Source organism: Micromonospora sp. PTRAS2 (genome assembly GCF_054052245.1).
Genome location: NZ_JBSWBU010000001.1, coordinates 164849 through 186566, shown reverse-complemented (window position 1 = coordinate 186566; position 21718 = coordinate 164849). Strand labels below are relative to the sequence as shown.

Genomic DNA, 21718 nt, shown 5'->3' with positions numbered 1-21718 from the left:
CTCATGAGCGGCGCGGCCCTTCGCCCGCCGCCGCTGTGGGAGAACGTGAACCCGTCCGGTGTGCGGGCGGTGTACGTCGAACGGCGCAGGCTGCTCGGGCTGCTACGCCACGCGGACCGACGGTGGCTGGCTGCCCTGGTCGCATCCCTCGTCGTTGTCGTGGCGGTCGGCCCGATCACCGTCGCGGCCACCCGCGGACTCGTCGACGCCATGCTCTCGAGGTCGGGAGAGTTCGTCCGGCTGGCCGTCGCCGTCGCCCTCCTGATGTTCGTCCGGCAGTTCGCGGAGATCGCCGGATCAACCCTGCGGGCCTCGATCGCCAGGCAGGTCGACGGTGCCGTGCGCGCCGAGCTTCGACGTATCGCCTCCCGGCCGCCCGGCATGGCCCACCTGGAGGATCCCGCCTTCCAGGACGTGGCGCTGCGCGCCGCGGACCAGGGCGTGGCGTGGCGCGACAGGTCCGCCGGTCTGGCGGCCGTGGGCCAGTTGTCGCTGACCGGCCGGATCCTCTCCGCGGCGGCCATGGCCGTGGCGCTCGGCGCCTACTTCCCGGTCCTGGCGGCAGTGCTGTTCCTGCTCTCCGTCACCTCGCGGTGGATCGCCGTCCGGCAGTGGATGCACCTCGAGTCGGTCAAGGACGCGGCGATGCCGGAGCGGCGCAAGGTCGACTACTGGGCGGAGTTGGCGGCCGGGCCCGAGGCCGCGAAGGAGGTCCGCCTGTTCGGTCTCGCCGGGTGGGTGGTCGAACGCCGGGCCGCCGCCCACCTCGCCTGGCTGGCCGACTACTGGAAGTTGCGGCGGAGGGTTCTCCGTAGCCAGAAGACGGCGGCCGTGCTGGCCGTGGTCTGTGCCGGTCTGGCACTCGGGGTCCCCGGCCGTGCGGCCTTCGACGGTCGGATCAGCATGGGGGCATTGGCGTCGTGTCTGGTCGCTGCCTGGGGCATCTTCGCCGTCGCCGCCCTCGGCGCCGAGGCACACGACATCGAGTACGGCAAGGATCCGATGCGGGCGCTGGCCGTCCTTGAGCGCGTGCAGGTCGAACCGCGGCGGAAGCTGCAGCTGCCGCCCGCGACGATCCCGACCATCAGGTTCGAGGAGGTGTTCTTCGAATATCCGGGCCAGCCCCGCCCTGTCCTGAACGGACTCGACCTGACCATCCGGGCGGGGGAGCGGCTGGCCCTGGTGGGGGTGAACGGGGTGGGGAAGACGACCCTGATCAAGCTCCTCGCGGGCCTGTACGAGCCGACGGGGGGCCGGATCACGGTGGACGGGGTCGACCTGCGCGACCTCGACCCCGAGGCGTGGCGGCGCAGGGTCACCGCGCTGTTCCAGGACTTCGTCCACTATCCGCTGACCCTCCGCGACAACATCACCCTGGCCGCCCCGGAGGTGGAGACCGACGACGCCGAGCTCGACGAGTTGATCCGGCGTGCCGGGGCGGGGGCTCTGCTGGCGGGCCGGCCCCGCGGCCTGGACACGTCGCTGTGGCGTACGGGGACCGCCGGCACAGACCTATCGGGCGGGCAGTGGCAGAAGCTCGCGATGGTACGAACGCTCCACGCGGTCGACAAGGGGCGGCAGGTGGTGCTCCTCGACGAGCCGACGGCGCACCTCGACGTCAGGGCGGAGGCGGAGTTCCACCAGCGGATCCTGGGGTCGATACCGGCCGCCTCGGTGGTGGTGATCTCACACCGGTTCTCCACCGTCCGGGCGGCCGACCGGATCGTGCTCCTCGACGGTGGGCGGATCACCGAAGAAGGCGATCACGACTCCCTGATGGCCGACGGCGGGACGTACGCCAGGCTCTTCACGCTCCAGGCGTCGAGGTTCACGGCCCGGCACCCGCAGCGGGAGTCCCCGGGGTGACCGTGCCGGCGAGCCTGCGGATGGCGCTCCACACCCTGCGGCTCAGCTACCGCGCGGATCCCCGGGTGACCTGCTTCGTCGGGGTCCTCGTCCTGCTCCAGGCCGGCCTCGTCGCCGCCACCGCGAGCGCCCAACGGTGGCTGGTCGATGCGGCGGGCACCCGCATGCTCGCCGGGCTCGTCGAGGCAGTCGTGGTCGGCATCCTCGCCTACGTCATGCAGGTCGTGGGCCAGCGGCTGGCCCTCAACTTCCGCAACGACCTCGTCAACCGTGTCCAGATGGCCATGGAGCAGGAGATCACGGAGACAGCGGCCCGGATCCCGACGATCGAGCACCTGGAGCGCGCCGAGTTCCTCAACCAGATCACGATGCTGCGGCGTGGAACGGTTGCCCTGACCACCACCGGCTGGGCGGCGGCCTACGCCGTGTCCGCCGGAGTCGGACTGTGCCTGAGCGTCTGGCTGTTGGCGGATCTCCACCCGTTGCTCACCATTCTGGCGCCGTGCGCCCTGCCGATCCTCGTCCTGACCAACCGGGCCCGGAAGATCCAGCAGCAGGCGTTCGACGCGACTGCGGAGCCGCTGCGGCAGGAGGCCGCGCTGCATGAGCTGTGCCTGCGACCCGGCCCTGCGAAGGAAGTGCGGATCAGCGGGAACGCCGAGAAGCTGAACCGGCTCGCGCAGCAGTTGTGGACGAGGGCCGCCCGCGAAGAGAGGGCGGCGCGGCTCCGGGGCCTGGGCATCGAGGCAGCCGGCTGGGCGCTCTACTACGGAGCCCTGGCCGTCACCCTCGTCCTCGTCGGGCACCTGATGGCGTCCGGGCAGACCACCGCGGGTGGTGCCGTCCTGCTCATCTCGCTCGCCGGTCAACTGCGCACCCAGCAGCAGGCGGTGGTCGACGCGATCACCCAGGTCGCTGCCGGTGGGCGGATCGCCGAACATCACTTCTGGCTCACGAGATACGCGTCGGCCTCCCGTGCCGGGGTGCTGCCGCCGCCAACGCGGTTGACCCGGGGAATCGTCCTGGACCGGGTCTCCTTCACCTATCCCGGCACCGACGAGCGCGTACTCGACGGGGTGGACCTCGTCGTTCCCGCAGGCTGCTCGATCGCTGTCGTGGGGGAGAACGGGGCGGGCAAGAGCACCCTCATCAAGCTCCTCATGGGGGTGCTTCGTCCGACCGGAGGCACCATCACCGTCGACGGGGTCGACCTCATGCGGCTGGACGCGTCCGGATGGGCGGCGGCGAGCACCGGTACGCTCCAGGACTTCCTGAAGCTCCAGGTCCCGGTGCGGGAGTCGGTCGGCGCGGGGGACCTGCGGAAGATCGGGGACGTCGTCGCCGTCGACGGTGCCCTGCAGCGTGCCGCCGCCGCGCAGTTCGTCCACGAACTTCCCGACGGCATCGAGACCCTCCTCGGCAGGCTCTTCGGCGGGATCGAGCTGTCGCACGGGCAGTGGCAGCGGCTCGCCGTCGCGCGAGGGCTGATGCGCACGAGCCCGTTGCTCCTCGTCCTGGACGAGCCGACCGCGGCCCTCGACGCGCAGGCCGAGCACGACCTGTTCGAACTCTTCACCAGGCAGGCTCGCGAGTACGGCGGTGACGGGGCGATCACGGTGCTGGTGTCCCACCGCTTCTCGACGGTCCACCTGGCCGACCGCATCGTCGTCGTCTCCGGCGGCAGGATCATCGAGCAGGGCACGCATCCGGAGCTGTTGGCGGCCGGGGGCGAGTACGCGAGCCTCTACCGCCTCCAGGCGGAGGCATATGGGCACCGGGCCCGCCCCCGTCGCCGCCCCGCATAGCACCGTCGTCGCCGGAGACGCCCGGTGCGGGCCGCGGACGCCTTCCGGACTCACCACCCGTGACGTCGGGCATCCAGCCAGCGTGGAATGACCTTCCGACAAGGACTGTGGACATCGCGCGTCGACGTATGGAACGATCGGTGTTCGTCACTGCGTCAAAGGTGTATCCGCTATGCGGGTGGCCGGGGAGAACGCTTGCCGCAGGCCGGCTGTCGGTGCTGGGCGATGAAGCTGATCCGCGGCTCGGCGCGTTGAGCGCCGTTGTCGAGGTCGCAGTGGGATCCATGATGAGTCGCGGCATGGATGAAAAGAGGAGAAGTGCGCGCTGATGGCAATCTGATCAATGATTCCGCACTTCCGAGAGATCGCCGTCGCGACGATGGCGGGTCTGTCGCTTTTCTTCCTTCGCCGTCTGGTGGGTCCGTTCTCGGCGACGTCATCGGTTCACTGGAAATGAGGATGGTCGGTCCCGAGGTCGTCTACCGGGCCATTGCCGGCAGCAGGCACGAACTTCTGCTGGCGTTGCCCGTCGAGTGGAAGCGAACGGGCCCGGCGCTCGATGTTCTCGCCGGGTGCCGGCTGGCGCGGGCGGGCATTCGGGTCAGGGCGTACGTCAGTGCCGAGTGCCGGGTCGGTGAGACGACCATCGACGGGGAGGTCCGGCGGCTCGTCCGTTCCGGCGCATCCGTCTTCACGACTTCGGAACCGTTGCCGCGACTCAGCGTGGTGGATGGGAAACTGCTGATGTCCGCCCTGAACCAGCGCGGGTATGACAGTGGCGGCCTCGCCGGCCGGGAGCTTCCCTTCCTGGGGCTCATGCTTCGGTCGATGCACGCGCATGCCTTGGCCCTGCCCGCCGAGTTCCCAGGCGACGAGTCCACCGAGTCGCTGAGCCGGGAGGTGTTGCACCAGCTCGTCAGCGGTTTCAAGGACGAGGCCGCCGCGCGCAGGGTCGGCATGTCCCTGCGCACCTATCGCCGGAGCGTGGCGCGGTGGATGACCCGTCTCGGCGCGCAGAGCCGCTTCCAGGCGGGATACGAGGCGGCTGTTCAGGGCCTCCTCTTCGGCCGGACGCGTCGAGACGGTGGACCGAACGAGGGCGCGGCGGTGCCGGGGGAGTTCGCCGGTTAGCCTTCGCGTCCACGCCGAGCTGCGCGGGCGGGCTGGCATGAACCTGCCAGTGTCGCCGTCCGGACTTTGCCCCCTCCTACGCTCGGAGTTGGTCCGGGCTCGCCGGACCACACCCAGAGTTCCACGAGGCCCTTGTCCAGCGGCGCGGCGGATATGCCGGGTGGACCGTACCGAGGTCGTGACCTCAGGAGGCCCAATGCTCATCCCTCCGTCGCAGACGCAGCCCATGTCCACCCGCGAGCTGTACCTGTTCGACACCATGGGGCTGTTGCGGATACCCGGGTTCCTCTCCCCTGACGCCGTCGAGGTGTGCCGGGGCGAAGTGCGTCGCCTGTCGTCGACGGCGGCACTCGGCGACGGTGCGAAGGAGAAGGTCGAAGACCTGGTGGGGAACAGCGCCCACTTCGCCGAGTTGGCGGCCAGTGAGGCGGTGCGAGCGCTGGTCGAACCGCTCGTCAACCAGCCGTACCGGCTCATCGAGAGCTATGCGCTGCGGCGCACCCGGCAGAGCGTCTTCTATCTCCACAACGGCAGCGGCGAGGTTCTGCATTACGCGGGGGACCGGGTCGCCCGACGGAACATGAGCTATATGCACACGTTCCATGACGGGAAGCTCTACTGCATGTTCGTCAAGGTTCTGATCTATCTGAGCGACGTCCTGAGTGACGACGATGGACCCTTCTGCTACCTGCAGGGATCGCACAAGGCCAACTTCGCCTGGTTTCCGGACGGCGACTCGGGTTCGCCGAATGCGTGGGTCTCGGAGACAGGCAACCCGAGGGCGGCCCTCACGAGGGAGAACTTCCCGTCGCTGGAATTCGTCCGGGCGAGGGCCGGGGACGCTCTGGTGATCAACGAGGCGCTGCTGCACGGCTCGCTCCAGAAGGCGTCCGGGGGCGAACGGATCCTGACCGCACTGGGCTTCGCCCCGTCGTTCGTGACGGACTGGAAGCGCCTCGATCCCCGGTCGGACGACATCCAGCGGCTGGGTCACTACTAGCTTCGCCCCCTCAAGAGCCCTCGTCTCCTTCCCCGGTGGTTGACGGCATGCGTGTACTGATGATCAGCAGCGACTACCCTCCCCGGCCCCGCAGCGGCATCGGAGTGCATGCCGCAGCCCTCGCCGGGGCTCTGCGCAGGCTGGGCGTCTCGGTGACGGTCATCACGACGGGGGCGAAACCGGAGAGCGGCCGCGGCGGTGACGACCACTACTGCGGGACGCTGGGCGCGGAGATCCTGTCCCTCCCCGGTGAGGCGTCAGCCACGTTGAGCATGTTGCACCGCAACGTGGGCATGGCGGCGGCCGCCGGGAAGCTGCCCGCCAGCTTCGACCTGGTCCACTGCCACGACTCGCGAGCCGTCCTGGCGGCACGTGCCGTCGCAGACCTGTGGGATCTCCCGCTGGTCATGACGAAGCACTACGACCGTTCGGCGGGCGGCACCCACCTCGACGAGGACACCTCCGACCGGGTCATGCTCGACTACGAACAACGGCTCGAACGGTGGGGGGTGGAGCGCAGCACCGTCATCATCGCGGTCAGCCAGTCCCTCGCGCGGGGGGTCCGTACGTCCGTCGGCCGGGCGGTCGAGAACCTCGTGGTCATCCCCAACGGCACGGAGTTCCACGACACCGCCCGGGACGCCCCGGCGTCGTCGCGCGGTGGGCCGCGCCCCCCGCAGGTCGAACTTCTCCAGGTGGGACGACTGGTCCACCAGAAGGGCTGTGACCTGTCGATCGCGGCGTTGAGCCTGCTGCGCGATCTTCCCGTCCGTCTCGTGGTCGCGGGCGACGGCCCGGCCCGGCCCCAACTGGAAGGTCTCGCGCGGTCGCTCGGCGTCCGCGACCGGGTCACCTTCCTCGGCTACGTGGCCAGGAGCCGGCTGGAGACGCTGTACGCGGACGCGCAGATCGCGCTGGTGCCGAGCAGGTTCGATCCCTTCCCCATCGCAGTCTGCGAGGCGCAGGCCGTCGGCAAGGTGGTCATCGGCGCGCGGATCGGCGGGATCCCCGAGCAGATCGACCACCTGGAGACCGGGATCCTCACCCCGCCCGAGGACCACATCGCGCTGGCCGGATGGATCCGCTGGGTGCTGGCGGATCCGCACCGCGCCCGCACCCTGGGCGAACGAGCCGGCTCCCACGCGCGGACGGCCTACTCCTGGGACCGTATTGCGGAGGCGACCCTGCGGCAGTACCAGGTGGCTCGGGAAACCTTCGCCGCGGCAGGGCAGCCCCGCCGGCCTGTCGCGGACCTGGACGCCGTGGCGGCGGTGGATGCGGTACGTCCGGCCGACACCGGAGGCGACAGGTGACCTCGCGGCACCGGGCGACCCGGATCGCCGGCGTTGGATGCCTTGGGGAAGGACGGGGGTCATCAGGCCTCGTTGTAGCCTCTGCGGATGGCTGATGCCGACGACGTGCGCCGTCTGGCGCTCGCGCTGCCCCACGTGGTGGAGATCGACAGCGACGGCTTCGACTTCCGGGTGGAGAACAAGGGATTCGTCTGGTCCTATCCGGAACGCCTGCCGGGGAAGCCACGGGTCATCCGCACCGACATCGCGGTGCTCTACGTCGGCGACGAGGCGGAGAAGCAGGCGCTGCTCCTCGGCGAGCCCGACCTGTTCTTCACGGCGACCGGCTACGACGGCTTTCCCTTGGTGATGTTGCGCCTCACCGAGGTGTCGGTCGAGCGGCTGGCCGAACTGATCACCGATGCGTGGCGGATGCGGGCGCCCGCTGAACTGCAGGAGACCGCGCAGGGCGGGTGACCGCCCGGGGCGGGGCACCCGGACGCCGGGCAGCGCCGCTCGGGAGGGCATGCCGCACCCGAGCCGAGGCGCCCCCGGGGCGCGGATCGATCACCTACGGGCTGGATCCGTTCCGCTTTCCGCGCGTGGTCGATCCGGCCCGGACCGTGTCATGCTGCACGGAGCCCGACGGGAGGACGACGATGGCTGCTGGCGATGCCGTACAGGTGCGGCCGGCGCGAGGGCTGCTGCGACCGCTGGTGTCCGGGGCGACGCTGATCGCGGTCCTGGCGTTGCTGTTCGGGCTGCCGTGGTGGACGTTGACGGTGGCGGCGCGGTGGCCGGCGCCGGTGGTGGCCGCCGGCACGGCGGTGTTCGTCGTCGCGGTGGTCGCGTTCCCCGTTCTGATGTCTCTCGGGCACGGCCGCCGGCGGCTGGACGCGGCGGCCCGCGCGGGGGACACGCTCCTCGGCCTGGTCTGGATCCTCTTCGTCTGGGCGCTGCTCGGCAACGTGGCCCGGCTCCCGCTGGCCGCCGCAGGGGTCGCCGATCCGGTGCGGTCCCGAGCCGTGGCGGTCGGCGCGGCGGCCGTCTCGATCGTCCTGGCTGTCTGGGGCTACGCCGAGGCGATGCGGGTGCCCCGGGTCCGGCGGGTGGACGTCACCATCGACCGGTTGGGTGCCGGTCTCGACGGGGTCCGGGTGGTGCTGCTGACCGACACCCACTACGGCCCGATCGACCGGGCCCGCTGGTCCGCCCGCACCATCGACGTGGTCAACGACCTGGCCCCCGACATCGTCTGCCACACCGGCGACATCGCCGACGGCACGGTCGACCAGCGCCGGGCACAGGCGGCGCCGCTGGGCGCTGTGCAGGCCCGGCTGGCCCGGGTGTACGTGACAGGCAACCACGAGTACTACGGCCAGGCGCAGGGCTGGGTCGACCACATGCGGACCCTCGGCTGGGAGCCACTGCACAACCGGCACCTCGTGGTGGAGCGGGGCGGCGCACGGCTCGTCGTCGCCGGGGTGGACGACGTGACCGCCGCCTCGTCCGGCGTCGCCGGTCATCGGGCCGACCACGCGGCGGCGCTCGCCGGCACCGACCCGCAGCTGCCCGTGCTGCTGCTGGCGCACCAGCCGAAGCAGATCGGCGACGCGGTCGCGGCCGGCGTGGATCTGCAACTGTCCGGGCACACCCACGGTGGCCAGATGTGGCCGTTCCACTACCTGGTCCGGCTCGACCAGCCGGTCGTGCAGGGCCTCAGCCGGCACGGCCGGACCCAGCTCTACACGAGCCGGGGGACCGGCTTCTGGGGCCCGCCATTCCGGATCTTCGCGCCGAGCGAGATCACCCTGCTCACCCTCCGGGCGGGTTAGCCCGACCAGGCCGGCACCCACCTGACCGTGGCTGGGATGCCTCGGTCAACCCTGCTGGCTGTCCCGGCCCCCAGTCCTCCGCCCTTGGTCGATTCCTCGACGGGTTGTCGGCGTCCGAGCAGGCCTGAGTCGGCACCGAGCTATCCCGATGATGACAAAGTCATCCCAGAGCGTTGACGGTGTCATCTCGATTGCCTACGCTGGCTGTGATGACGCCGTCATCTTGCAGGGCCGGGGTCCTCGGCCTGCGGAAGCCGGTATCCGCACGTATGCCGTGGGCGTCACGCAATCGTCGAGGAGTGTCGATGAATATCTTTCTCACGGGCGGATCGGGCTTCGCCGGAGGAGCAATCCTCCGGCGGCTGGTCAACGACGGGCACACGGTGCACGCGCTCGCGCGGTCCGCGGCGGCCGCGGACGCGATCACATCGGCCGGCGGGCTCCCGGTCGGCGGCGACCTGTTGGACCTGGTCAAGTCCGGCAGCGGGCCCGCGTGGCTACAGACTCTCGGCGAGGTCGACGCCGTGGTGCACTCGGCGGCCTTCATGGCCTTCTGGGGACCCGACCAGCTTTTCGTCGACCGCAACCTGCTGCCGACCCGCGCCCTCTACCAGGCCGCCGTGGAGGCACGGGTCAAGCGATTCGTCCTGGTGTCCGCGGCCAGTGTCTCCACCGGCACCAATCACGACCACACCGTCGACGAGAACTCCGACACGGGCAGGGCGAACATCGCCTACAGCCGCGTGAAGCTGCGCACCGAGCAGGAACTGCTTGCCCTGCCGCACGGGAACACGTCTCTGGTCGTCATCCGGCCGCCGTTCCTGTGGGGCCAGGGCATGACCCACACCTTGCAGGGATTCATCGACTCCGTCGAAGCCGGCCGATTCTCCTGGATCGACGGAGGGCGGCACAGGGTCGACTTCTGCCACGTCGACAACCTCGCCCACATCATCACGCTGGCACTCGACCGTGGGGATCACGGCTTGATCTGCTACGTCACCGACGGCAGCCCCCGCCCCGCCCGCGACTTCTTCACGCCTCTGCTCGCCACCCGCGGCGTCGACGTCAGCGCGGCCAACAGCGTTTCCCGGGCAGTGGCCTCACCTCTGGCCACGCTCATGCAGACCGCTGCCAAGGCGCGTCGCAGCGCCACCGCACCACCGCTCACCCCCTGGATCATCTCGTTCATGGGCCGCGACCGCGTCTACGACATCACCCGAGCGCGACTTCGACTGGGCTATCAGCCGGCGATCACCGTGGAAGAAGGACTCCGGCAAATGGCGCACTCCCACACCATGGGCCGCTGAACCTCGCGCCTACGCCACCCGGCCAGCGGAAGGATCCTCCATGAGGCAGTTCACAGTGGACGACCAGGCGACGAAGGTACGTCGAGTCACGTTCGCCAGTCCGCCGTTCAACCTGATCGGCGCGGACACCGTGGCTGAACTGTCGGACGTCGTCGACCGTCTGAGCGGCGAGGAACAGGTCAGCGTCGTCATCTTCGACAGTGCAACGCCGGGGTTCTTCTTCAACCACGTCGACAGCGACCAGATCCCGGCCATCGTGGACATGGCCGGCAGCGGGCCCCTGCCCGGGTTCGTCGAACTCGGCATGCGCCTGGCTGCCGCACCGTTCGTCAGCATCGCGTCGATCCGGGGACGCACCCGTGGCGGCGGCGCGGAGTACACCGCCGCCTTCGACCTGCGCTACGCCAGCCGGGAACAGGCGATCTTCTGCCAGCCCGAGGTCGGCTTCGGTCTGGTCCCCGGCGCCGGCGGCACCGAGCGACTGACACACCTCCTCGGCCGCGACCGGGCCTTGGAGGTGCTCCTGACCGGTCAGGACTACGACGCGGACCGCGCCGCACAGTACGGCTGGGTCACCCGGGCGATCCCCGATGCCGAACTCGACGACTTCGTCACCGCTGTCGCCCGGCGTATCGCCAGCTTCGACAAACAAGCCATCACGGCGGTCAAAACCCAGGTGAACCGCTCCACCCTGCCGCCGGAGGAGAACCTGCTGGCGTCGTTCGTCGAGTCCGCCCGATCCACCACGGGACCTGGCGTCGAGGCTCGAGGGCGCGCCGTCGGCAAACTCATCGCCCGGATCGGGATCGACGACCTCGAACGGAACCTGGGCCACCACCTCGAGTCGCTGGCCCAACAGCCGTAGCAACCCCCGGGGCGGTAGCCACACCCCCTCGCCTGCGGTCGGCAAAGGCGGCCTGACCCGGCCATAGGATGAACGCATGATCCGGGCTGAAACCGCCGCCGCGACACGCCAGGCCCTGCTCGAAGCGGCGGCCGAGCTGCTTGACCGCGGCGGCCTCGAAGCCGTGACCCTCCGTGCCGTTGGAGCGCGCGCAGGGGTCACCCGTGGAGCCCCCTACCGGCATTTCCCGGACAAAGAGCACCTCATGATCGCGGTCGGCAGCCATGCCTGGGACGAACTCGGTCAACGAATTGGCGCCATCCACCGAGACCCCAGCCTCACGCCGGCCGCAAAGCTGCGGGCCCTCCTCGCCGCTTTCATCAACCTCGCCCGCCGCCAACCCCATCTCTACCGTCTGATGTTCAGCAGCCCCGCCAGCGATCCCACCGCCTTCGCCCGGGCTGCCCAGCCCACGCAGGACGAATCCCTCCAGGTCGTCGCCGCCGTGACCGGCGAACACCACGCCCGCCGATACGCCGCCCTACTCCTCGCCAGCGCCGACGGCATCGCCGGCATGGAACTCACCGGCCAGCTCGAAGGCGAAAAATGGCACACCACCGCCGAAGAGCTGATCGACACCCTCGTCACCATGGTCGCCGCTCAAACCCGCGGAAGCGCCACGGAAGCGGCGGGCGGTTCCTGACACGATCGCTGAGCCTTCTTCAGGCTGACCTTGCAGGTCGGAGGGGGTGCGGCGGGCCCGGAGATCGATGAGGATGAGGCTCCGGGTCTGGCCGCAGGCGGTGCACCAACAGTGCGCCGCCGCCGAAGCCCGCTTCGAGGCGTTCGCCGCCGAGTTCGGCGACCAGCACCCCGGGGCTGGTGGTGTGCCTGCTCGGCCTGGTCGTTGCCAACGGCCCTCTCGCCTGGATCGAGGTCCTGCACGACGGCGATCTGTCCGTGCCGGCCGGGCTGATGACCCCTCAGCATCCCTGTTCATGATCGGGTGCTCGGTACATCTCCGGGTAGTGACGTGAAACGGTGCGGGTGGGTGGTGCATGGTCCGGGTGGGCGCGCCGGTCCCAGTCCATGGTCGACCATGGGAATGCGAGGTCTGCGAGGGCGTCGATCTCGGTGGGTTTGAGCGGAGCCGGGTCCAGGGCCTCCTCGTGCCGGGCGAATACCCGGTCCACGTATCGGTGCCCGGTGTCGGCGCCGATGACGAGATGCTCGCGTTCGGGGTGGCGCTGTGCCTCCCATGCTGCTGCCAGGAAGGCCGCTCCGGTGGACAGGCCAGCGAAGACGGCGTGCGTCCGCATCAGGTCGACCGTGCCGGCCATGGCGTAGTGGAACGTCAGCCAGTGCAACCGGTCGTAGAGGTCGGGGCGGACGTTGTCGAAGGGGATGGCGCTGCCGATGCCGGCGATGATGGCTTCAGGGTCCTGGAAGCGCTCGCTGCCGAAGCTGACGCTGCCGAACGGCTGGACCCCGATGAGTTTGGTCGACGGGTCGTGCTGGCGTAGCGGCTGGATCAGGCCGGCGCTCGACGCGCCGGTGCCGACGCTGGCCACTACCGTCAGGGGTCTGCCGGCGAGCGCGATGCGCACGAGGTCGGCCAGTTCCGCGTATCCCAGGCAGTGGTTGGGGTCGTGGTACTGGCGCATCCAGTGCATCTCGGGGTGGGCGCGCAGCAGTTGGCGTACTCGCGCGACCCTGCGGTCCTGATCGAGGCGCAGGTCGGACTCGGCTGGCATCTGGTCAACTGTCGCGCCGAGGATTTCCAACTGCGACCGGATCGTCGGTGTCACGGTGGTCGAGGCGACGATGTGGCAGCGGAGGTCGTAGCGGTGGCAGACCATCGCCAGGGCCAGGGCGTAGATGCCGCTCGAACTGTCGACGACGGTGTCTCCCGGCCGTACGGTGCCGTCGGCGAGCAAAGCCCGGACGGCGCCGAGGGCGGCGTAGATCTTCAGCGTCTCGAACCGGACGAGCATGGTGTTGTCCGACAGGCGGATGAGGCGTGGCGTCCTGAGGGCGTCGGTGACATGGCTGTGGACGGTCGTGACGGCTTCGGGCGGGACCGTGAATGGCATGGGTGGTCGTCCCTCGTGTTGTGCCGCCGGTGGGGGCGGCGGAGCGCGGGCATCCAAGGCCAGTCATCTAGGTCGATGTCTAGCGCTTCGTTCAGGTCGCGTCCACGGCCGTGCCGGTTCCGGTGCGCAGGGAATCTTCGCGAATGACGAATTGACCGATCTCGGGGGAACCAGGGGCATTGTGCCGCCGACTACTCCAGCGGTGGCCGACGAATCGCCGCCGAGCCGTCTGGTCAGCGTCCGCCCAGGAGAGCCCGTGTCACGACTACGCCCGCTCGCCCCTCTCGTAGCGTCGATCATGTTGGTCAGTGCGTGCACCGTCGACGCCGGTGCCGCCGGCGCCAGCTCCACGGTGCTGCGCATCGGCCTGAGCGCGGAGTCCGGAGCGCTGGATCCGCACGCGTTCACCGGCAACTTCCTGCTGCTCGACGCGATCTACGAGCCGTTGGTCACCTACGCGGAGGGCGGCAAGCTGGAGCCGGGGCTCGCGCAGTCGTGGACCGTCGCCGAGGGCGGTAAGCAGGTCACGTTCGACCTGCGCGACGGGGTGGTCTTCAGCGACGGGACGCCACTGGACTCCGCCGCCGTGAAGTGGAACTTCGACCGGTGGGTCGGGAACAAGAAGTTCACGTTCTTCCGCGCCTCGCAGATCATCTCGGCCGTGGACACCCCGGACGCGGACACCGTGCGGCTGACGCTGTCCGAGCCGTACGAGCCGCTGTTGCAGGAGCTGTCGATCGTGCGGCCGGTGCGGCTGCTCAGCCCGAAGTCCGCGACCGCGAGCGGCGAGTTCCAGAAACCGGTCGGCACCGGGCCCTGGACGGTGGAATCCCAGTCGGCCACCGGCGTCACGCTGGCCCGCAACGACGCCTACTGGGGGACGAAGCCGAAGCTGGAGAAGCTCGAGTTCAAGGTCATCCCCGACTCGCAGGCCCGCATCGACGCGCTCGGCAACGGCGAGCTCGACCTCATCGGTGGCTCGTACCTGGCCCCGATCACGCCGGTGGAGGCCCGGTCGCTGACGGACCGCGCCGACGTCGCACTGCTCACCGGCGCGCCCGACGTCTCGGTCATCCTCGGGTTCAACGCGAAGGGCCCGGCCGGTGACCGGGCCGTCCGCGAGGCGGTCCGGCAGGCGGTCGACACCGCCGCCCTGGCGAAGGCGCTGCTGCTGGGCTACGGCGAGCCGGCCCGGCGGGTGTTCCCGCCGGGCGTCCCCGACTCCGGCACCGACCTGCCGGTCGTCGTCGACCAGGACGCCGCCCGCCGCACGCTCGACGCGGCCGGCTACACGCCCAGCGGCGACGCCCGCGTCAAGGACGGCAAGAAGCTCTCTCTCAAGATGCTCATCCCCGCCGCACCGGCCGAGGGGCAGCTCGACCCGCGCGCCATGGCCGCCGCGATCGCCGCGTCGCTCAAGGAGGTCGGTATCACGGTCGAGATCGCCCCGGTCGACTCCGCCGCCTACTACGACGAGCGGGCCGAGGGCGCGTACGACATCACGTTCTTCGAGGGGCTCGGCGCGCCGTACGACCCGTCCGGGTCGATCGTCTCGCTGTTCACCTCCGGCGCCCGGGCCCCGCTGTGGGCGACCCCGGCCACCGAGGACCTGGTCGACAAGGCGCTCTACGCCACCACTCCGGCCGCCCGCAGCGCGGCATACCAGGCGCTCTACGACGCGGTGGCCGCCGACGCGGGCTTCGTGCCGCTGGTCTACCGGCCGCGTCTGTGGGCCGTCCGGGACGCCGTCAAGGGCTTCGCGGTGCCGCCCACCGACGTCGACCTGGAGCTGACCGGAGTCACCGTCGAGTGAGGGTGCCCGATCGCCTGGTCGCCGCCGGTGGGTACGTCGCGCGTTGGGCCGCCGACACCGTCGGGGTGCTGCTGGCCATGTCGGTCGGCACGTTCGCGCTGGTCCTGCTCGCCCGTGGCGACCCGGCGGCGGTGCTCGCGGCGACCCGGGCCGGACGACCGGCCACGCCCGAGCAGATCGAGGCGGTCCGCGTCGAGCTCGGCCTCGACGACCCCGCCCCGGTGCGGTACCTGAGGTGGCTCGCTGACGCGTGCACCGGCGACTTCGGGCTGTCGCTGCGGACGAACACCCCGGTGGGACCCGAGGTCGCCGACCGGCTGGGGGTCACGCTCGGGCTGGTCGCCGGCTCGGCGACGGTGGCGCTCGTGGTCGGGTTGGCGGTCGGCGTCGCCGGGGCGGTGCTGCCGCGAGGGCCGCTGCGTGGTGCCCTACGAATCGGCGCGCTGCTGGTCACGTCGGTGCCGGCGTTCTGGCTGAGCTACCTGCTGGTGCTGTTCCTGGCGCTGCGTCTGCACCTGGTACCGACGTCGGGAATGGCGGGCCCGCGGACGTGGCTCATGCCGATGGCGGTGCTCGGCCTGCCGGCGGCCGGTGTGCTCAGCCGGGTCGTCGCGGTCACGCTGCGCGAGGCGTTGGACCGGCCGTACGTGCGCGCGGCGCAGGCGCGGGGGAGCAGCCCGCTGTCGATCGTGCTCCGGGACGGCCTGCCCAACGCGGCCGGGCCGATCCTGTCCGTGGCGGGGTTCGGCATCGGCAGCCTCCTGGTCGCCACCGTCGTGGTGGAGAAGATCTTCGGCTGGCCCGGCCTCGGGGCCTACTTCGTGCAGGCGGCCGGGGCGCGGGACGTGCCGGCGCTGCAGGCCGCCGTGCTCGTCATGGGCGGCGGGTTCATCCTGGCCAACCGGTGCGCCGACGTCCTGCACGGCCTCATCGACCCACGCGCCCGCCGGAGCTCGTCGTGAACCGCGGCAGGGCGCGGACGACGCTGGTCGCGGTGCCGCTGGTCGTGTTCGCGGTGGCGGGACTGCTGGCGCCGCTGATCGCCCCGGCAGACCCCACCGCCAACGACCTCGCGGCCGGTCTGGCGTCGCCGTCTGCCGAGCACCTTCTCGGCACCGACCAGCTCGGCCGCGACCAGCTCAGCCGGCTGCTCTACGGCGCGCAGATCTCCCTGGCGATCACGGCGGCGGTGCTGGCCATCTCACTGACCGCCGGTGCGGTCGTCGGCACCGTGGCCGGCTACGCGGGCGGATGGGTCGACCGCGTGGTCTCCCGGGTGATCGACGTGGTCGTGTCACTGCCGGGGATGCTGGTGGCGCTCGCGGTGATCGGAGTACGCGGCCCCGGCGTGGACAACCTGATCCTCGCGCTCGCGCTGTGGTCGTGGGCGCCGTACGCCCGGATCGCGCGGGCCCGCGTCGCCAGCCTGCGCGGTAGCCCGCACCTGGACGCCCTGCGCCTGCTCGGCGCCGGTCACGGCCGGATCGTCGGCCGGCACCTGCTGCCGTTGGCGCTCGCGCCCTGCCTGGTCTACGCCAGCACCGACGTCGGCACCGTCGTGCTCGCCGTCGCCACGCTGAGTTTCCTCGGCCTCGGGGTCGCCCCGCCGTACGCGGAGTGGGGCCAGATGCTCATCGAGGGGCGGCCGTTCCTGGCCTCCGCGTGGTGGCTGGCCTACCCGCCCGGTGTCGCGATCACGGCCGTGGTGTTCGCCAGCAACCTGCTCGGCGAACGGCTCGCGGCCGGTGCGGAACGACCGTCGATCATCCGCCTGGTCCGCCCGGGACGGATCCGCCGCGCCACCCGGTCGGTGCCGTCCCCCGATCCGGGCACCGTGCTGCGGGTGCGGGACCTGTCCGTCGCGTATCCCGACGGCAGCGCTTCCCGGCGCGTCGTCGCCGGGATGTCCTACGAGGTGCGGCGCGGGCAGGTGCTCGCGTTCGTCGGCGAGACCGGCAGCGGCAAGACCACGGCCGCTCTCGCGCCGTTCGGGCTGCTCGACCCGAGCGCGGCGGTGACCGGCTCCGCGCTGCTGGACACCCACGAGCTGATCGGTCTCGCCCCGGGCGAGCGGCGCCGGATCAACGGCCGCAGGGTCGGCGTGGTCTTCCAGGACAGCGGCGCGTTCCTCAACCCGTTGCGGACCATCGGCGCGCACGTCGACGAGGCCGTCCGCAATGCCGGCCGGGGCGGACGGCGGGCCGCGACCCGCCGGGTCAGCGGGGAACTGCTGCGCCTGGCCGGTCTGCCGGATCCGGTGGCTGTCGCCCGCCAGTTCCCGCACCAGCTGTCCGGCGGCATGCGTCAGCGGGCGCAGATCGCCATCGCGCTCGCCGGTGAGCCGGAGCTGCTGGTCGCCGACGAGCCGACGTCCGCCCTCGACGCGACCGTGCAGGCGCAGCTGCTCGACCTGCTCGCGCGGCTGCGCGACGAGCTGGGCATGGCGATGATCATCGTCAGTCACGACCTGGCGGTGGTGTCGCGGGTCGCCGACACCGTGGCCGTCGTGTACGGCGGCCGGATCGTGGAATCGGGCCCGGCCACTGACCTGATCGACGAGCCGGACCATCCCTACACGCGCGGGCTGCTGGACGCCGTGCCCCGTCCCAGGACGGCGCCGGGCACCCGGTTCCGCACCATGCCGGGCCTCGCCGGAGGCGGCCCGGACGACCTCGCCGGCTGCGGCTTCGCGCCCCGGTGCCCGCTACGCCAGGACAGCTGCGACCACGAGCCCCCGGCCCTGCAACCGCTGCTTCCGGCGACCGCGCACCGGTCGGCGTGCCTGCACCCGCCGACCAGGGAGGGCTCGTGCTAGCAGTCGATCGGGTGAGCGCCGGCTACGGTGCCGTCGGGATGGTGGTCGAGGACGTCACGCTGCGGGTGGCGGCCGGTGAGATCGTCGGGCTGGTCGGCGAGTCCGGCTGCGGCAAGACGACGCTGGCGCGGGTCGTCACCGGCCTGCACCGCCCCCGCACCGGGACGGTTCACCTCGCGGGCGTCGACGTGCACGCGTTGCGGGGCCGGGCGTTGCGGGCGCACCGTCGTCAGATCCAGATGGTGTTCCAGGATCCCTTCCTGACGCTCAGCCCTCGGCAGACGATCCGGCAGGCGATCACCGAGCCGCTGCAGATCCACCGGATCGGTGACGCGCGGTCCCGGTCCGCGCGCGTGGACGAGCTGCTGGACCTCGTCGGGCTCGATCCCGCGCTGGGTGACCGCCGACCCGGGCAACTCTCCGGAGGGCAGCAGCAGCGGGTGGCGATCGCCCGCGCGCTGGCGCTGCAACCGCGGCTGCTGATCTGCGACGAGCCGGTCACCGCCCTCGACGTGTCGGTGCAGGCGAAGGTCCTCAACCTGCTCTGCGACCTGCGGGACCAGCTTGAGTTCGGTTGCCTGTTCATCACCCACGACCTCGCGGTCGTCGCGCAGCTCGCCGACCGGATCGCGGTCATGAGGGGCGGTCGGATCGTCGAGCAGGGCCCGACCGGGCAGGTCACCGACCAGCCCGCACATCCGTACACAAAGACCCTGCTCGCGCTCGGAATCAACGATGGGTGTCGATCGATGGGAACCCTGGGCCCCACCCGCCCGACCTATCCATCGTGACCATCGCGTGCATCGAGATGCTCTCCTTCGGCCTCGCCCACCTCGCCAGGGCCGCCCACTCCTGCGGTGAGCGGCTGGCGCTGCTGACCGGTGTCGAGCCGCTCTACCTCCACGAGCTGGCCACGCTGCCGCCGGGCACGATCGACGTGATACCGGTCGACACGCACGACCGCCGGGAGGTCACCAGAGCCCTGCGCGCGATCGGCGACCTGCGCGGCCTGATCAGCTCGACGGACACCTGGGGAGTGACCGGCGCCGAACTCGCCGCCGAATTGGGCCTGCCCGGCATCGACCCGGCGGTCATCCGGCTGGCCCGCGACAAGGCGCGCGTCCGCGACCTGCTGCACCGCAGCGGCCTGAGCCGGGTCGTGCCCTTCCCCGTGGACGACGTGGCCACGGTGAGCCTCGACCGGCTCGCCTCGGCGGTCGGGATGCCCGCTGTCGTCAAGGACACCGCCGGCACCAGCAGCGCGAACGTGTGGCTCGTCCGCGACGCCGACGACCTCGCCCGCCTCCGCCGCGAGGCCGCGGACACGGCGCTGTTCGGGAGCCTGTTCGCCGAGCCGTTCCTGCCCGGGCCCGTCTACAGCGCCGAGACCGTGACCTGGGCCGGGCAGACCAGGCTGCTGGGACTGTCGAGCCGGCTCATGTCGGCCCAGCCGTGGTTCCGGGAGGACGTGACCGCGTTCCCCGTGGCACTGCCACCCGACGAGCTCCGCGAGATCGAGGCGTGGGCTGGCACGGTGCTGGCGGCCCTCGGTTACACCGACCGGTTCGCGCACATCGAGATCGCCATGACCATCGACGGGCCGCAGCTGATCGAGGTGAACCCCCGCATCGGCGGCGCGCTGGTCGGCGAGGCGATGTGCCGCGCGCTCGGCGTCAACGTCTACGCCGGCCTCGTCGACCTCGCGCTCGGCCGCCGCCCCCGCCTGCTCGACGCGGCCCTGCCTGGAGGCCCCGCGGTGGCGTTCGTCCTGGCCTACCCGCAGCAGGCCGGTGAACTCGTCGCCGTGCACGGGACCGACGACCTGCACCGCTATCCGGGACAACCGCGCTGGTATCCGACCAAAGCCCTCGGTGCCCGCATCGCGCACGTCGCCGACGGGCGTGGCTACGCCGGCATCGTGCTCGCCGAAGGACCGACCGCCGAGATCGCCACGCACCGTGCCGTCGCCGCGGCGGGCGCGGTCCACGTCCGCACCCGCCAGTCGTGCTAGCCGCGTCGGCCGCGCACGATCAGCCGCCGGGCGTGGTTGTCGTACGGCTCCCCGTCGAAGCCGCCGAAGCAGTCCACGTCGGCGAAGCCCGCCTCGCGGAGCATCCCCTTGAGCTCGGCGGCGCTGTAGAGCGCGTGCTCGACGACGGCCGTGCGCGCCTGACCGCCCCGGACCAGGAGGAAGTCGTCCCGGAACCGGGTCCAGCCGGCGAGGACCGTGCCGCGCACGACGAGCGTGCCACCGTCGACGTCGACGATCTTCGGGGCGAGGCCGTCGCGGGCCGCGATCTCCTTGCCGTACAGGTCGATGAGCGCCCGACCACCGGGCTTGAGGCTGGTCAGCACGTTGCGCAGCACCCGCATGTTCTGGTCGTGGTCGGCGAACAACCCGAACGACGTGTACATGCTGATCGCGAGGTCGTACCGGTCCGGCTCGACGAACTCACGCATGTCGGCCCGGACGAGCCGGATGCCGACACCGGCGGCGGACGCGGCCGTCGCGGCCCGGTCGAGCAGCGCCGCGCTGAGGTCCACGCCGGTGACCGCCGCGCCCCGGCGGGCCAGCGGAATCGTGTACGTCCCCGGCCCGCACCCCAGATCCAGCACGGCGGCCCCGGCCGGCAGGCGCAGCAGCGGAGACGTCGACACCCGCGCCTCGGCCTCGGCGGCACGCCCGGCGGAGAACATCACCTCCGCGAACCCGGTCCACAACGCCTCGTCCTCGAACCACTCCATCACCACTCCATCCGCCGCCGTTGATGTCCGCCGCGTCTGATAGTCGTCGCCGGGCCTGCGCTGGTTCCGGCAAGCCGCACAATCGGGAGGACTCGCCCATGGAACTGTCCGTCCGCCGCGAGACACTGCGGCTCATCGAGGTGGTGCGCAGCTCCCGGGGCGAGATCGACTCCGTCGGGACCTGCATGGTCACCCTGACGCACGACGGGATCACCGCCTACGGCGAAGGCACACCGACCGGGTACGACGGCGTCACCGCCGACGACGTCGTGGCGGCAATCGACGCCGACGCGGCGGCGGTGCTCGGACGGGACCTGCGGGACCCGGAGGGCGTCCTCGACCGGATCGGTCGGTGGGACGCGCCCGCAGGTGCCCGGATGGCACTCGACGGCGCCGTGCACGACTGGATCGGCAAAACCGCCGGGCAGCCGACCTGGAAGCTGTCCGGCGCGGCCCGAACGCTCGGACCGACCGTCTACACGATCTCCATGGCAGGACCCGAAGCGGCGGCGAACGCGGTCCGCAACGCGCCGGCGGTGGGCGCCTTCAAGGTGAAGGTCGGCGGCCCCGGCGACATCGCATCCCTCGAAGCGATCCGGGCGGTCACCCCGCTGCCGGTCCGCATCGACGCCAACGAGGCGTGGGACCTCGACACGGCCCGCGCGCTCACCCCCCACCTGCGGCGGCTCGGCATCCAACTGATCGAGCAGCCGTTCCCGGTGACCGCGGTCGACGACTACCACCGCTACCGGGAGGTGCCCGACCGGCTGCCGGTCTTCCTCGACGAGGGCTGCACCGACGAGGCGAGCGTCCAGGCCGCCCGGTCGTACGCCGACGGTTTCGTCGTGAAGCTGTGCAAGGCCGGCGGGATCCGCGGCGCCCGGCGGGTGATGCAGGCCGGCCGGCGGGCCGGGCTCGGCACCATGATCAGCTGCATGTGCGAGTCGGAGCTGGCCATCAGCCAGGCCGCGCAGCTCGCACCGCTGGCCGACCACATCGACCTCGACGGCCACCTGTACCTGCGGGAACCACCCTTCCGGGGCCTCGGTCTCGAAGGCGGCCGGATCGTCCTGGGCGACGCACCCGGACTGGGCGTCGTGCCGTCGTGAGGAACTTTCCCGGTCATCGATACGACATGTCGACAGGACGCGGGGCGCCGCGCGATGGGAGGC

At 71.2% G+C, this 21718-nt stretch carries 18 protein-coding genes; 16 read left to right on the top strand and 2 right to left on the bottom strand.

The window, feature by feature from the left end; translation table 11 throughout:
* The first annotated feature begins 3 nt into the window (after positions 1-3).
* The 10 genes from ACVMYR_RS00895 to ACVMYR_RS00850 all read left to right on the top strand — a co-directional run bounded on the left by ACVMYR_RS00895 (position 4) and on the right by ACVMYR_RS00850 (position 11783).
* Entirely contained in the window at positions 4-1866 is a 1863-nt protein-coding gene (locus ACVMYR_RS00895; protein WP_457120881.1) for an ABC transporter ATP-binding protein, read from the top strand.
* Complete coding sequence (locus ACVMYR_RS00890; protein WP_457120880.1) at positions 1863-3671, top strand: ABC transporter ATP-binding protein; 1809 nt, start codon at positions 1863-1865, stop codon at positions 3669-3671. Before ACVMYR_RS00895 ends, ACVMYR_RS00890 begins: the two co-directional genes overlap by 4 nt.
* 318 nt (positions 3672-3989) lie before the next feature.
* Positions 3990-4802, top strand: a complete 813-nt coding sequence (locus tag ACVMYR_RS00885; protein ID WP_457120879.1) for a hypothetical protein — start codon at positions 3990-3992, stop codon at positions 4800-4802.
* 226 nt (positions 4803-5028) lie between these two features.
* Positions 5029-5802 carry a phytanoyl-CoA dioxygenase family protein gene (locus ACVMYR_RS00880; RefSeq protein ID WP_457120878.1) on the top strand — a complete coding sequence of 258 codons (774 nt, stop codon included), beginning with the start codon at positions 5029-5031 and terminating at the stop codon, positions 5800-5802.
* Positions 5803-5849: 47 nt separating this feature from the next.
* Positions 5850-7115: a glycosyltransferase family 4 protein gene (locus ACVMYR_RS00875; RefSeq protein WP_457120877.1), complete on the top strand. Its 1266-nt coding sequence runs from the start codon at positions 5850-5852 to the stop codon at positions 7113-7115.
* Between the two features lie 87 nt (positions 7116-7202).
* A complete protein-coding gene (locus tag ACVMYR_RS00870; RefSeq protein WP_077935898.1) occupies positions 7203-7571 on the top strand; it encodes an MmcQ/YjbR family DNA-binding protein in 369 nt (122 codons plus the stop codon).
* 182 nt (positions 7572-7753) lie between these two features.
* Positions 7754-8929 carry a metallophosphoesterase gene (locus ACVMYR_RS00865; RefSeq protein WP_457120876.1) on the top strand — a complete coding sequence of 392 codons (1176 nt, stop codon included), beginning with the start codon at positions 7754-7756 and terminating at the stop codon, positions 8927-8929.
* A gap of 305 nt (positions 8930-9234) precedes the next feature.
* The gene (locus ACVMYR_RS00860; RefSeq protein ID WP_457120875.1) at positions 9235-10236 is read left to right on the top strand and encodes an NAD-dependent epimerase/dehydratase family protein; all 1002 of its coding nucleotides are present in this window, start codon (positions 9235-9237) and stop codon (positions 10234-10236) included.
* Positions 10237-10276: 40 nt separating this feature from the next.
* Positions 10277-11101, top strand: coding sequence for an enoyl-CoA hydratase/isomerase family protein (locus ACVMYR_RS00855; RefSeq protein ID WP_457120874.1), 825 nt, complete (start codon positions 10277-10279; stop codon positions 11099-11101).
* 76 nt (positions 11102-11177) lie between these two features.
* Positions 11178-11783: a TetR/AcrR family transcriptional regulator gene (locus tag ACVMYR_RS00850; RefSeq protein ID WP_431896558.1), complete on the top strand. Its 606-nt coding sequence runs from the start codon at positions 11178-11180 to the stop codon at positions 11781-11783.
* Between the two features lie 280 nt (positions 11784-12063).
* On the opposite strand, the gene ACVMYR_RS00845 is transcribed toward ACVMYR_RS00850, so the two are convergent.
* Positions 12064-13173, bottom strand: coding sequence for a pyridoxal-phosphate dependent enzyme (locus ACVMYR_RS00845; RefSeq protein WP_457120873.1), 1110 nt, complete (start codon positions 13171-13173; stop codon positions 12064-12066).
* Between the two features lie 298 nt (positions 13174-13471).
* Here ACVMYR_RS00845 and ACVMYR_RS00840 point away from each other — a divergent pair, with 298 nt between their 5' ends.
* The 5 genes from ACVMYR_RS00840 to ACVMYR_RS00820 are packed head-to-tail and all read left to right on the top strand — an operon-like array spanning position 13472 to position 19812.
* On the top strand, positions 13472-14986 hold the full coding sequence (locus ACVMYR_RS00840; RefSeq protein ID WP_457120872.1) for an ABC transporter substrate-binding protein: 1515 nt from the start codon (positions 13472-13474) through the stop codon (positions 14984-14986).
* Between the two features lie 2 nt (positions 14987-14988).
* The gene (locus ACVMYR_RS00835) at positions 14989-15948 is read left to right on the top strand and encodes an ABC transporter permease (protein WP_457120871.1); all 960 of its coding nucleotides are present in this window, start codon (positions 14989-14991) and stop codon (positions 15946-15948) included.
* The gene (locus ACVMYR_RS00830) at positions 15945-17801 is read left to right on the top strand and encodes a dipeptide/oligopeptide/nickel ABC transporter permease/ATP-binding protein (RefSeq protein WP_457120870.1); all 1857 of its coding nucleotides are present in this window, start codon (positions 15945-15947) and stop codon (positions 17799-17801) included. The genes ACVMYR_RS00835 and ACVMYR_RS00830 overlap by 4 nt, the downstream gene beginning before the upstream one ends.
* On the top strand, positions 17795-18592 hold the full coding sequence (locus tag ACVMYR_RS00825; protein WP_457120869.1) for an ABC transporter ATP-binding protein: 798 nt from the start codon (positions 17795-17797) through the stop codon (positions 18590-18592). Before ACVMYR_RS00830 ends, ACVMYR_RS00825 begins: the two co-directional genes overlap by 7 nt.
* Positions 18589-19812, top strand: a complete 1224-nt coding sequence (locus tag ACVMYR_RS00820; protein ID WP_457120868.1) for an ATP-grasp domain-containing protein — start codon at positions 18589-18591, stop codon at positions 19810-19812. The genes ACVMYR_RS00825 and ACVMYR_RS00820 overlap by 4 nt, the downstream gene beginning before the upstream one ends.
* On the opposite strand, the gene ACVMYR_RS00815 is transcribed toward ACVMYR_RS00820, so the two are convergent.
* The gene (locus tag ACVMYR_RS00815; RefSeq protein WP_077935909.1) at positions 19809-20546 is read right to left on the bottom strand and encodes a class I SAM-dependent methyltransferase; all 738 of its coding nucleotides are present in this window, start codon (positions 20544-20546) and stop codon (positions 19809-19811) included. The genes ACVMYR_RS00820 and ACVMYR_RS00815 overlap by 4 nt on opposite strands.
* Before the next feature lie 98 nt (positions 20547-20644).
* On the opposite strand from ACVMYR_RS00815, the gene ACVMYR_RS00810 reads away from it, so the two are divergent.
* Entirely contained in the window at positions 20645-21655 is a 1011-nt protein-coding gene (locus tag ACVMYR_RS00810; RefSeq protein WP_457120867.1) for an enolase C-terminal domain-like protein, read from the top strand.
* Positions 21656-21718 lie beyond the last annotated feature (63 nt).

Coding starts and splice junctions, on each gene's coding strand:
- ACVMYR_RS00895 (WP_457120881.1), top strand. CDS start 4: ATGAGCGGCGCGGCCCTTCGCCCGCCGCCGCTGTGGGAGAACGTGAAC.
- ACVMYR_RS00880 (WP_457120878.1), top strand. CDS start 5,029: ATGTCCACCCGCGAGCTGTACCTGTTCGACACCATGGGGCTGTTGCGG.
- ACVMYR_RS00875 (WP_457120877.1), top strand. CDS start 5,850: ATGCGTGTACTGATGATCAGCAGCGACTACCCTCCCCGGCCCCGCAGC.
- ACVMYR_RS00870 (WP_077935898.1), top strand. CDS start 7,203: ATGGCTGATGCCGACGACGTGCGCCGTCTGGCGCTCGCGCTGCCCCAC.
- ACVMYR_RS00865 (WP_457120876.1), top strand. CDS start 7,754: ATGGCTGCTGGCGATGCCGTACAGGTGCGGCCGGCGCGAGGGCTGCTG.
- ACVMYR_RS00860 (WP_457120875.1), top strand. CDS start 9,235: ATGAATATCTTTCTCACGGGCGGATCGGGCTTCGCCGGAGGAGCAATC.
- ACVMYR_RS00855 (WP_457120874.1), top strand. CDS start 10,277: ATGAGGCAGTTCACAGTGGACGACCAGGCGACGAAGGTACGTCGAGTC.
- ACVMYR_RS00850 (WP_431896558.1), top strand. CDS start 11,178: ATGATCCGGGCTGAAACCGCCGCCGCGACACGCCAGGCCCTGCTCGAA.
- ACVMYR_RS00845 (WP_457120873.1), bottom strand. CDS start 13,173: ATGCCATTCACGGTCCCGCCCGAAGCCGTCACGACCGTCCACAGCCAT.
- ACVMYR_RS00840 (WP_457120872.1), top strand. CDS start 13,472: ATGTTGGTCAGTGCGTGCACCGTCGACGCCGGTGCCGCCGGCGCCAGC.
- ACVMYR_RS00815 (WP_077935909.1), bottom strand. CDS start 20,546: ATGGAGTGGTTCGAGGACGAGGCGTTGTGGACCGGGTTCGCGGAGGTG.
- ACVMYR_RS00810 (WP_457120867.1), top strand. CDS start 20,645: ATGGAACTGTCCGTCCGCCGCGAGACACTGCGGCTCATCGAGGTGGTG.